Source organism: Mucilaginibacter yixingensis (assembly GCF_041080815.1).
Classification (GTDB): domain Bacteria; phylum Bacteroidota; class Bacteroidia; order Sphingobacteriales; family Sphingobacteriaceae; genus Mucilaginibacter; species Mucilaginibacter yixingensis.
This window is the reverse complement of the sequence record NZ_CP160205.1, coordinates 2696859-2709421: the sequence shown is the minus strand read 5'-3', so window position 1 is coordinate 2709421 and position 12563 is coordinate 2696859. Positions and strand designations below refer to the sequence as shown.

The window sequence follows — 12563 nt, the reverse complement described above, 5'->3', positions numbered from 1 at the left end:
TAGCATCCGAAATTATCTTTTGATGGTTATGCTTTCACCCTTGTAGTATACCGTACGTTTACGTTTGCCTGCGTCAATACCGTTGAAATATTCGGCATCAATTCAATAGCAATTCTATTACCGGTATTTCATACAAAGGTTTTTTAGCTGGTAGCTTTAACACTACATCATCTCCCTGTATTTCAAATTTTAATTCAGAGTTGTCAAATAAAAATTGCGCATATTTAAATTTGCCTTTATAGCCAGGTAAAACCAATTTGGCATTAGAGGGGTAATTATATAGATGTATATACAACCTCTTGTTCGTTGTATTATAGGTAAGCTTGCATCCTTCCGGCACTTTATATTCATCGGGTGCATAAGTGCATTTGTAGATTGACTTGCTGTTAGCATGCATCCAATCAGCCAGACTGTCTAAAGCTTTCTTTGCCCTGTAGTCAAATTCGCCACGGGCAGTTGGCCCAACATTCAAAATCAGATTGCCGCCGTTGCTGACAGAAGATATGAGCAAGTCGAGCAGTTGCCTTTGCGATTTCCAGGTATCTTCATCTCTGTTATAGCCCCAGGATCCTGAAAATGTTTGGCAGGTTTCAAATGCTTTTCCCCTGAGCTTTGTCAATGCTTCGGGTTTTACCTGTTCAGGGGTTTCAAAGTCAGCGCCATCTTCATACTTGCTTAAATCCAGGCGGTTATTCACGATGATGTTGGGTTGTAATTTTCTGATTTGTTGTAATAATGCCACAGAGCCCCAATCGTCTTTTCCTTTTCCCGGCGATTTACCTTTAGTGGGATATGAAAAGTCTAACCACAACAGATCTATTTTGCCATAGTTTGTAAGCAGCTCTGTAACCTGGTTATACAAGTATTTTCTGTACACGGCTATATCCCTGTTTTTATTCAATTGATCATATGCCGCCGCTGTATCTGTAATATTTACCGGACGCTGTGGATGTTGATAATCGATCGGAAAATTGGGGTGGTGCCAATCGAGTAAAGAATAATAGAACCCGATTTTGATTCCCTCTGCTCTGAAAGCATCTACAAACTCTTTCACAAGGTCTCGCTTGGCTTGTGTATTGGTGCTTTTATAGTCGGTATACTTACTATCGAACAAACAAAAGCCTTCGTGATGCTTAGTGGTTAGAACAGCGTATTTCATACCGGCTGCTTTCGCTTGTTTTGCCCACAGTTTCGGATTGAACTGATCGGGATTAAACAGGTCAAAATATTTTTGATACTGTTCATTGGTCTGTTCTTCCCTGAATTTTATCCACTCATGGCGTGCAGGCAAGGCATACAAGCCCCAATGAATAAACATTCCAAACCGGGCATCGGTCCACCATTCCATCCTTTTGGCTTTCTGCTCTTTTGTTTCATTGCCTAATTTCTTTTGGCCAAAAGAAAAAGCTGTCAACATTAACAATGATGTAAATAACAGAACAAATTTTCGCGTACTATTTTTCATTTCTTATTTATTAAAGGCGTGTATCATAAATCTTGGTGAGCTGGCAATATTTTGCTGAACTATTTAATGTTGCTTCAGCCAATCCGGCACCTTTTTTAATCTTAATTCCAATTGCGCCTCATACAATGAAGCCGGCGATACCTTTTGCCCGATGCTTTCAAAATAACCTGGCTGTCCTTTCTTAAAGCTGCTTCCTTTACTTGTAAAACCAACTACAATGGGGTTTACCATTTTAAACCATACATCATTTGAAGGTGCAAAATCGAAGTCTTTTACTGGGTTATTAGTTTGCGTATAGTTCCACAATACCAGGCCCCCCATGTGGTTGGGCAAATTTTCTACTGCACCACCCTGACGGCCGCTCATAAAACCGCCGGTGGTGTTGTCAAATAACGAGTTTATTGGCTGGCTGGCATGTGCTTCAAAACAAGTGGTGGACGGGTAGGAACAATGCCAAAGTACCGTGTTAACAGAACCATGCTGCACACCAAAGGCATGCCATTGCGATGCTTCATCTTTTAGATTGGCCAGCAACACGTTGGTAGAATGATTGGAGCCGATGGCTTCGTGCCCGCCATTCCCGGTAATCACACAGTCCATCACCGTAACATTGGCGCTTTGACTCACCATGGCCGCAATGTTGCAATCTGTAAACCTGCAGTTTTTCATCCATGAATTGGTGCAGTGTGAAAAGCTCAACAGGTTAAAACCGCTGTCGTCTTTCCATGACCGGTGGTGTACAAACTTTTGTTTCCAGTTACCTGCAAAGGCTATGTTCTCGATCCCAACTTCCTCTGCGTTTGCAAATTTGTAAACCGACCATTTGTATTTAATATCAATAGGATAGGCCAGCGGGGCATGGAGTGTAATGTACCCGTTGGAGATGGCTTTTACCTGGTAATACATACAAACATCCACCCCTTGTTCTATGATATATTTCCATGCCGGATTTGCCTTACCAGGGGCTAGTGCTGCGCTAACCAATTCAGGAGCGTTATCGAGCAGCTTTATGGCAATCCAATCGCCTGCTTGCAGATGATCTGTTGTACTTAGTTTCAGATCAAAATCGCCCACGTTCGCATTCTTTGCAATTTGTCCAATTTGGGTGTCCGTGCCCTTTGCAGTGAAAGTAAACATGGGCCTTCCTGTCCACATCCTTTTAGGGTCTTGAGGCACCATCATTGCTTTCATAAATAGTTCGGTACCGCCGGGGCCCGAACCGCTTCCTCTAAAAATGATTCTGCTGCCTTTAGATACAATACCTTTTGTAAGGGTGCTGTCATCGTTTACTAAAAACCGCCCTTTCGGAAAAAAAACGATGCCGGAGCCGTTGCTGTTAGCGGCATTAATAGCCGCCTGGATAGCCTTTTTGTCAGATACGTCGTCGTTAGGTCTGGCGCCAAAATCAACAACATTAAATACTTTGTAATTAGTTATTTCGGGAACAGGTTTTTCTCCGCAATGATACCCGACATAAGAAAAATCGGGCAGGACTGATTTGCTTTTATCCTGCTTATACAGCTCAAACAACTGCGACGGCTGCGCATTTTGCGCGTGTATGGATTGGCTGATCAAGCATCCGCTCAAAAAACAACCGACATTTTTTAAAAATTTATACATATAACTGGTCTTTAGAAAAAGGCAGCAAACTTTTGCAGTAACTGCCTTTTTAATTCTTAATAAGTGTTTTCTTAATGGTCTGACTACCGTTCTCGATTAGTAATGCCCCGACGACAGTTGAGAGTATACTTTATTTGGTTAAAGCAGAGTTAAGAGCATTAGCTTCTTTACCCGGTGAACAAAAACTATTAATCATTTCTTTTTATCGAGAAGCCATACCTGTACACCGGCACGATATCGATACTCTTTATTTTGGCTGTTAATTGATCGTTCAATGTTTTTTCCAGGCTGCCCCAGTAAATATCATATTGCTTTTCTGCTGGTACAATTTGCAGCAATACCGGTGCAGCAGTATTCTTAACCAGATAGTTTAATCTGTACTTGCAAATGCCATTATAGTTAAACTGGTCGTACAGGAGTTTGTTATTTTGATATATAGTCAGCACGTCGCCGTCATAATGTACGGTTACTTCCCAATCTATTACGCCTGCGGATCGTTCGCAATTATATTTTGACTGGTATAATTGCTGATTCGGTAATGAATGGAATGTTGGTAAATACAAAGGGCCTGGTTGCAGCGGGTTAAACTGCTTCGATTTTTTAAATACATTTAATATCGAGTCTTTAAATAACCGGGCCGCCCTGGTATTGCCATCAACCGTACGGGAATAACTTACAGAGGGTTTATTAGTAATTGGCTCACTGATAATAAATGAATTAAAAATGCTGCCTGCATTAACCTTTTTGCAGCTGGCTGTATTTGAGATTGATTTCACCAATATAACAGTGCCTGGATAAGTTTCTACCTCAATCTTGCCGTCTTTGCTTGCGGCTTCAACACTCCATTGATTATTGGCTTGTTGCCTTAACAATGCTTTTGTGAAAATGAGCGCTTCTTTTCCGTTATTGTAATTAATTTTATACGCCTGCAACGCTCTGTTCCTTTTGATAACAAGTACTTTGACTGTTTCCCCCGCCTTATTAACCATCTCAAAATAAAAATCATCTTGTTTTTTGTCGCTTGTTATAACGCCATTCTTTGCATCCCACAAACAACCTTTTAATGCGCTTACCTTTTTAATGGTGGTGTTATCGAATACCATTTCCGGAGCAATGGAATCTCTAAAAAACACGAACGTTTTTGTGGTACCATTATTTAAAATAGCAAGGGGCTGTACTGTGGCATATTTAAGCAACGCGCCTTGCATATCTAATTTATAGGGCCAGATGACATAATGATTAGCAGGGAAAGTAATTGGCCTTGCCGGAATCATTTCTGACTTGGAGCCATCATTTAGATCAAGCTGAAAATTTTTAATCGCGGGCAATGCGACAAGCCGCTGATAATTGGAAAGAAAAATAAAACCAGCACCATTTTTAGTGCGGGCCGAAGCCTGCACCGTATCGGTAGAGAACATCGAGCTTTTCAATTTAGTGGTAAAATAGGGTCGTGTTTCGGCCAGTTTGCTGCCGTAGTCCTGCGCGAACAGGTTAAGTAATTTTAATTCTGAAAAAGAAGGTGCAGGTATCCCCATGGCGCCTAGCGGGGCCTGAAAATCGTAATTAAGCAAGGGCATATCATTAGGATAATTAGAAACCCTTGATTCCTGAAAGCCGTTGTTATTTGCCCAATTAAGAGGAGTCATGCCTCCGTGGAACATAAAATATCCAAACCCATTTAGGCCTGCTGCTAATTTTGTAAAAATGTTTGCTGCTACATCCGTAGCGGATACATCTACACGCCTATGGTAAGTCTTCTGCATACCCGCACCCAATTCGGCAGAAATTAACGGATAATTATTCCGCACGTTAGCGTCAACTTTGCCTAACAGGTCACTGCCGATGTCATCATCTGCTTTCAAAGGCCTGATAAAATAAACGGGTTTAATAAATGCTTTGGTTGTCGTATTCCATGGACTATCGGGGTAGCTGCCAAGGGTATATAAAAATTCATCCTGATTATCCGGTCCCGGAGCAAATCCACTGTAGTACGGCACGTCTATTCCATCCTGTATGGCCATCCTTTTCAATGCCTTCATGTGCTCATATTCGGGCGCATTTTTAAAGTTTAGTTCATTCTCCAGCTGAGCGCCAATGATAGGGCCACCGTCCTTAAAATAATATCCCTCACATTGTTTTGCTTCCTGCTTAAAAAAACGATCGGCATAGTTCAAGTATGCGGGATCGTCTGTCCGCAGTTTTATCTTCTCAGCCATCAACCAGTCGGGGAAGCCGCCGTTCTTAATTTCAGCATGCACCCAGGGCCCTATCCTTATCCATACATACATTCCATGCTTTTTACAAAGCGCCAAAAATCTTCTCAGATCATTATTGCCACTCCAGTCAAAAACACCTTTTTGCTTTTCATGAAAAATCCAGATAACATAGCTGCTGATCACCTCAACACCACCTGCCTTCATGGCCAGAATTTCCTGCTCCCATTGTTGCGCCTGATATCTTTCATAATTAAATTCTCCCATAATGGGAAACCAGGGCTTCCCATTACGTAACAGGTAATTTCCGGTGTAGCTTAAGCTTTCGCCGTCGGGCCTCACATCGGTCCCCATTTTGAGTTTGGGTGTTATCACTGCGGCATTAGTGCTTTTTATTTTTATGTCATACTGCAAGCGATTTTGCGCATGCAGTTCAATACAAAAAATACCAGCCAGGCATAAAAGGAAAAAATGGATTTTCATAAATGGTTTATCTTGGGGATATAATAAAAGCGCTTTTGTAAAAAACTGATAAAATGTTTAATTCTTAATAAGTGTTTTCTTAATAATCTGGCTGCCGTTCTTAATCACCAGGAAATAATAACCCGGTGCCAGTCCCTGGAAGGTTACATCCTGTTTAGCCTGAGTAAGGTTGAACGTACGTACCTCTTTACCTGGCGAGCTGTAACTATACAAATGGATACTGGCATTTGGCTGTACCTGCGGTACCGCAATATGCAGGATATCAGCAACCGGATTTGGATATACTGCTACGTTGGATGTACTTACCAGCGCGGTAAGATCATTAGCCAAGTTACTGGTGTGCGCATCTGCCATGTTGCCACTGCATGATCCGAGTTTATCGCCATGGCTTAAATGCTCCTGAACGGCAGCTTGCGCCACACAGATGACATGCTGGTTATGGCAAACCTGTACCTTGGTATTGTCGTTACCGCATCTCACGTCAAGAGTATTAATGGTGATGGTGGCAGTCCCCAGACCGCCATCTGCACTGGATACATTGACGGTATAAGTACCGGCTGCTGACACAACGATAGATGAGGTGGTTGCGCCGTTGCTCCAGCTATAGGTATAACCACCTTGTCCTCCCTGTACCGATGGTGTAAGGGTAAATGAGCTTGGGCCATAACCAATATAGATGGTGTTTTTAAGATCTGTTGCCGCGTTAAGCGCATACATATCCGGAATAGCCACCTGCAACACCGGGCGGGTAGTGACCGTGCTGTTCACCACAGCAGAAGTAGTCACAGCGCCCTTGTTATCGGTAGCCCTGGCGGTGATGGCATAGCTGCCGGCAGGCACATTAGTCCAGTTAAAGCTGTACGGTGCGGTTAAAGCTTCACCAAGTTTGGTTGCTCCCTGGAAGAACTCTACTTTTTGTATCGAACCATCGGCGTCAGCAGCATTGGCATTAATGGTTACGCTGGCGGGTGCAAAGTAACTGGTATTTGCCATCGGTGAAGTAGCGGCAACCGTAGGCGGCTGATTGACGATCAGCCTGATACTGGCCGAGGTGGTGGCAAAACCATAGTTATCAGTCGCCACTGCTTTCAAGGTATCAGTGCCCGCGGCTACGCTGTTCCAGGCGTAGCTGAAAGGTGCCGCTGTAGCAGTTCCAATCAGTGCAGATCCATTATAGAAATCAACCTTAGCAATGCTGCCGCCGGTGTTTGGACTGCTGGCGTTAGCCGTAAGCGTCACGTTATCGCCTGCGGTTACTGTGCTGTTATCGGCTGGTGCGGTTAAGACAACTACAGGAGCATCAGCAACGTTCAGTATAACGTTTGCGGAGGTGGTGGTTAAACCTTTATCGTCTGTCGCCACCGCTTTTAAAGTATCTGTACCGACAGCTACATTGTTTAGTGTATAGCTGTAAGGCGCAGTTGTAGACGTGCCCAGCAAGGTTGAGCCGTTATAGAAATCAACCTTAGTAATGTTACCGCCCGTGTTTGAATTGCTGGCATCGGCCGTAATAATCACATTAGAGCCTTTTAATACTGTATTGTTATTAACTGGCGCGGTTAATGACACGACCGGCGGATTTGATATCGTAACGATAATAGCTGATGATGTTGTGGTTAAACCCCGGTCATCTGTAGCCACCGCTTTTAGTGAATCTGTGCCGGCAGAAACATTTGTTAAAGTATAGCTGTAAGGTGCAGTTGTAGACGTGCCCAGTAAGGTCGACCCATTATAGAAATCAACTTTGGCAATGCTGCCGCCTGTGTTAGGGCTGCTGGCATTAACAGTTATTACAATATCAGACCCAGATGCAACAGTTGCATTGCCAGCAGGAGCCGTTATGGCCACCACCGGGGGAGTGGATACGGTAACAACAACTTTTGACGAGGTAGTGGTTAACCCTATATTATCAGTAGCCACGGCTTTCAAAGTATCGGTACCGGCAGCCAGATTGTTCCAGGTATAGGTAAAAGGCGAAGCGGTTGAAGTGCCCAGCAACGTCGATCCATTATAAAAATCGACCTTGGCAATACTACCGCCCTGGTTTGGACTGCTGGCATTGGCATTGACCACCATATTGGTACCCACGGCCACTGTGGTATCTTTTGCTGGCGCGGTTAAGGCGACAACCGGAGGCTTGGATACAACCAATGTTAAACTGCCTGAGAAACCATCTTTTAAGGTAAAGCCCGCCGTTAAGGTGTTATTGGCCGAGCTAGTACTTACCCCCGGCGTGTTGGCGATCACCGTCCAGTTGCCGTTTAGTATCAGGTTGATGTTTTGCGGAGAGGAATGCCATTGTGCATCGGTATTATCAGCCACCGCATTTAAATCGGGGTTATTAATCGTGACCGTCAATGTGTCGCCCTTTTTTTGAATGCCTACAAGACCTTTATTGGAGATGCTTTTAATGTAGCCAATATTTACATGGTCATTAGGTTGAAAAAAAGCATACGAAGTTAAACTGTCCGGTTTATAAAAAACGGCATGTAGGGAATCTGTCTGGCTCAATACCGTATAGATATTCCCGGCATCCAGCGTTGAGGCCAATGTCTGCATGGCGGCTGGGGTAGTTGCAGGAACCACGACATATTGATAAGTTCCGTTAGTGGGCGCGTTACCGTGGCTGATATGGGCTTTGCTGTAATTTGCGGTATTAAATAAAGTTTGATTGAGATCGGATTGATCGGGTGTTGATTGTGAGCCCCTTGCTACGGTAATAGTGCCCCCGTTTTTAGGGATATAATAACCGGTTGTTTGGCCATTAACCATCCAGGCGCTGTTGGCTGATGTTGACAGGGTATTGCTATAGGTGGCACCATTAATTGGTGAGGCGCTGTTTACATAAATTGGCGCAAAATTAGCGGCCGTATCAATAGCCTGAAATAAATTGGTAGAGGTAATATTAGAACTATTGGTAGAACTAATGGAAGAGCCCAGGCAAACCATCAAACTGTCGAAAGTAAATACAGACTTTTTAAACTTGAGGTTATCGGGTGTAAAGTTTCCGTTGGCATTCTCCACAAAGTCAATGGCAAAAATGCCATGTTTAGCGCCAAGCGATAATGCTCCGGCAAAGTTATTAGCCTGGACCTGATAAACATTGGATGTACTGGATGGTTTAAGACTCGCCCAGGGCAGTTGAACGGAGGTAGTGCCGGGATACATATTCCAGTCCCACCCTGCACCGTTTAAAATCCAGCCATTGGCCGTATTTCCACCACTGTACAATACTTCCAATGCTCCGTAGCTTTGGTACCGGCCATACATGTTCATTTTCTGTGACGGAAAGATTTCGCCGCCTCTTAGTGTATTGGTGAGGCCCTTCATTGCGGCTATCCAATTTCCTTTACGCTTTATGCCAATAGACGCATAGTTGTAGCAATAGACACTATCGTAATTTCTTGCAGGTACATTATAATTATTGGTTTGGTAGATATAGTTGTACAGTTGCGCTAAACCGGTATCGTTGGTTGTGCCCTCAATGTCTCCGCCCACCGCTACCATCTCCTTAAGCTGATTCTGGCTGATTTGCGTGAATGGAGCTAAAGGATACCGACCGCCTAAGGAATTAGGTATCAGCGCAGCATTTGGCGATTGTTGTAGCAAAATGGTTTTAAAAGCGCCAGCCATATTATTAAAGGCCTGCTGTTTAATTCTGAAAACAGTTCCCTTTAAACTATTGGCCCGGTCTGCATACACCCCCCAGGCGTATAGATAATGGATGTTATTAAAATTATGGTGAAAGCCGGTGCCGTCAGGTTTAATACCATCTTCAATCCCTTGTTGTGTGTTGGTAAACAAACTCAGGAAGTTGGATGCGTTATAATAATCTCTTACCTGCTCATCAACAGAAGGGGCATAGCCTGCTAATTCTAATAAAAAGGTAGCTTTCAGGTAAATAAAATCGGTCTCTACCCACGTGGCGTTAGGGTTGTAAATGACATTATAACCATTAGACCATTTTAACATCCTGAGTATCCCCTTATTTAAACTATCGGTTAATAACCCAGATTTCACTGCCTGTAAAAACCCTACCGGAAAATTTCGGCAATTTGTATAGTCATTTGTATGAATGTTATTTCTGCCACCTTCTGCGAGGCCTTGATCCAACAGGTATTCGGTAAACAACAATAAGTTAGATTTGGCCACATTATCATTGTTTCTGGAGGCGGCCGCTGTAAGATAACCAACGTAATTGCTTATTTTAACCAATGTGTCTACATTGTTCAAATACATTAGCCCCCTGGTTCCGTTTATAGATCCATCTGCGTTTCGGTAAATGCCACAACCAGTTACATAATTCTCAGCCGTGGTAACATTGGCACCATTCGGTATAAATATGGAACGTGGATATTGGGCTTTTACTGTTGCCGCATTTGCTTGCTCCTGGGCGGTAGCTGTAGGTGCCGGTCCCGCAGGTGGAGGATTTAGGAAATATTGCAGTGGTTCCAGAAAGGAGTACGAATCTGAGAACTGATTCAGGTCAAGCTGCATGTGTGGTCCGGGTTGTCTTTCATTTGCGTCACCCACCATGTTAAACTCATCCAGGTAAATTGTAGGGGTTGAGGAAGAATTCGCGGCTTTATAGGTAATGATCATTTTATCCAGTGTAAAGCCGCCGGGCCCCATGTCCAGCCCGCTATTATAATCAAAACGATAACTGCGGTGATAATCACGCCACCCGGCATAATTCAGCAACATGTGTCCCACTCTTTGCGGAGTTGGGTTGCCATTAGTATAAAAACTAAATACCAAGGTGTCTTGAGAAGGTACGGCATTATAGATGTAAAACTGAGCCGCGCTTGTAGTAAAATTACCGGTTTGCGCAGATGTGATACCAAGAGAGGAAGCAGTAAGCACTGCACCATTAGTTACACTCCAGGCCAAAGAACTACCGCTTTTAATATGTGTCGTGCTGGAACTTAATGTAGACCCGGTTGCGGCAAAATTGGTAGGCACACCGGAGTCGAAAGTATACAATATAGGTTGTCTGGTTACCGCAAGGGTATAAGTTTTAGTGGTTACGCCATCTTGAGCGGTTACAATAATATTGATGGTATTGTTGCCCGGACTTAGGCTGATAGCGGGTGAGGCATTGCCGCTTGTAACTGCGGTGCCATTAACTTTAATAGATGCAGACGCATCATGCGCCGTTGGAGTTATCGTTATGCTTGATGTGGCATTGGGTACATTGGCCGCATAGCCGGTAGTATTGGCATCAAATGATGGCGACAGGGCACCGGCAGTTGTTGTGAGCGCAATTAGGGTTGCGTTACTGGAGGCTACCGGCATAACTGTAAGTTTTACATCAGTACCAGAATAGGCCAGGGTACCGGTGTAGCCTCCCGGCAATACCAGATTGTTAAAGGTGCCACTTAAAGCAGTCCCCGATAAAATAGTAAACTGCTGCCCGGCTACCGGTGTTGACGAAAAACTGCCAATGGTGAGTGTGCCGCCTATGGTGGCTGTACCGGTAACTGCCAGGGGAGTAACCCCAGCTTTTAACGGCACAACGGTATAAGCAGTGCCAATATTTAAAGAGCCCGCGGAAGTAACACCGGCGGTATTGCTGATGGTTAAATTATTGATATTATTGGCAGTAAAAAAGCCTGTTGGTATGGCTTGAACGGCAGTACCGCTAAACGTTACTGTATTGTTGCCCGCATTGATTCCTCCTGCGCCAGCAGCGGCTGATAGGGTAGTGCCGGAAATATTAAGTGTGCCTCCAAGCGTAAACGTACCGGCAGCCAGGCTTAATGTGTTTGTTACCTTTATTGGATTGGTGGATGAGAAATTAGTGGCTTGTCCTGATAATTTAACGATGGTGTTGTTTAAAAGTAAGTTACCGTCAATAACCTGTCCCGCAAGACTCGGGAAAAAAAAGCTGGTGCAATTTATTTTGCCGTTGGTGCCGGTCATAGCTCCCTTATAATAGAAGGTAACCCCAGCATTGTTACAATTGTAGTTTCCTGCAATTAGGTTAAGTACTCCGGTTATATAGGTGAAAGAACCATTAGGTGAAACTCCTGCAGTATTATTAACAGTAAGGTTTGTTATAATGCCGCCCGCTATGCCTGCAACCGGTGGTAAAAGTTGCGCAGCAGTACCAGCGTAAACCAGCGTACCTCCCACTGTTAGTTTGTTAGTGGTATTAAAGGTACCTAACAAAGTACTGTTGTTAGTTAAGGTTACACCAGCAGGGATGGAGGTTGCAACAATATTATTTGCCCAGGTGTCGCCGGTTTGGATCGTTATAGTGCTGCCGCTTGCCAGACCCGTTGGTGCCGTTGTAGCGGCATTCCAGGTGGCGCCGCCATCAGTGGAGACCTGCCAGTTTGTGGCCGAGCCGAGGTCGACAGTAGCACCGGTGCCAGGGCTCCGGTATTGAGATTGTGCTTTTAGCAGATTGAAGCCTGCTAAAAGTAAGATAAATGTAATAAGTAGTTGTCTTCTCATAATCAAAACATTTATAACCAGGTTTAAATACTTAACTCAAAACTTGCTAACGCGAGCTGACTGCACGTTCAATTGCGGTGCAAGCACTGGCTTGATTATTGCCAATCAAGCCGCCTCAACGAGGGGCATATGCTTATTGAATAAAAGCCCGGCAGCATAGAACAGCCGATAATTGGTTAAATCAAAGAAAGGAAGCTGTGAAGATTTACAGGGGGAAATTTCTCCGTTTTTAGAGTAAAATCTTCCGAGATTTAATGGCTCATATAGATGCGGTAGCCTGCATGCAGGCTAGCAAACGCTGTTAGGTTGATTACACAAGCATC

4 protein-coding genes are annotated in these 12563 nt (G+C 44.0%); all 4 read right to left on the bottom strand.

Features of this window, described 5'->3' with window-relative positions:
- Window positions 1-97: 97 nt before the first annotated feature.
- A complete protein-coding gene (locus tag ABZR88_RS11090) occupies window positions 98-1465 on the bottom strand; it encodes an alpha-L-fucosidase (protein ID WP_107830251.1) in 1368 nt (455 codons plus the stop codon).
- Between the two features lie 63 nt (window positions 1466-1528).
- Window positions 1529-3085 carry a DUF4955 domain-containing protein gene (locus ABZR88_RS11085; RefSeq protein ID WP_107830249.1) on the bottom strand — a complete coding sequence of 519 codons (1557 nt, stop codon included), beginning with the start codon at window positions 3083-3085 and terminating at the stop codon, window positions 1529-1531.
- Between the two features lie 188 nt (window positions 3086-3273).
- A complete protein-coding gene (locus ABZR88_RS11080; RefSeq protein ID WP_107830247.1) occupies window positions 3274-5781 on the bottom strand; it encodes a beta-galactosidase in 2508 nt (835 codons plus the stop codon).
- A gap of 57 nt (window positions 5782-5838) precedes the next feature.
- Window positions 5839-12240 (bottom strand): Ig-like domain-containing protein, encoded by a 6402-nt coding sequence (locus tag ABZR88_RS11075; protein WP_107830245.1) that lies wholly within the window; start codon window positions 12238-12240, stop codon window positions 5839-5841.
- Between the last annotated feature and the right edge of the window lie 323 nt (window positions 12241-12563).

Bases quoted from the DNA above. Each gene is read 5' to 3' on its own strand.
- ABZR88_RS11090 (WP_107830251.1), bottom strand. From the start codon at position 1,465: ATGAAAAATAGTACGCGAAAATTTGTTCTGTTATTTACATCATTGTTA.
- ABZR88_RS11085 (WP_107830249.1), bottom strand. From the start codon at position 3,085: ATGTATAAATTTTTAAAAAATGTCGGTTGTTTTTTGAGCGGATGCTTG.
- ABZR88_RS11080 (WP_107830247.1), bottom strand. From the start codon at position 5,781: ATGAAAATCCATTTTTTCCTTTTATGCCTGGCTGGTATTTTTTGTATT.
- ABZR88_RS11075 (WP_107830245.1), bottom strand. From the start codon at position 12,240: ATGAGAAGACAACTACTTATTACATTTATCTTACTTTTAGCAGGCTTC.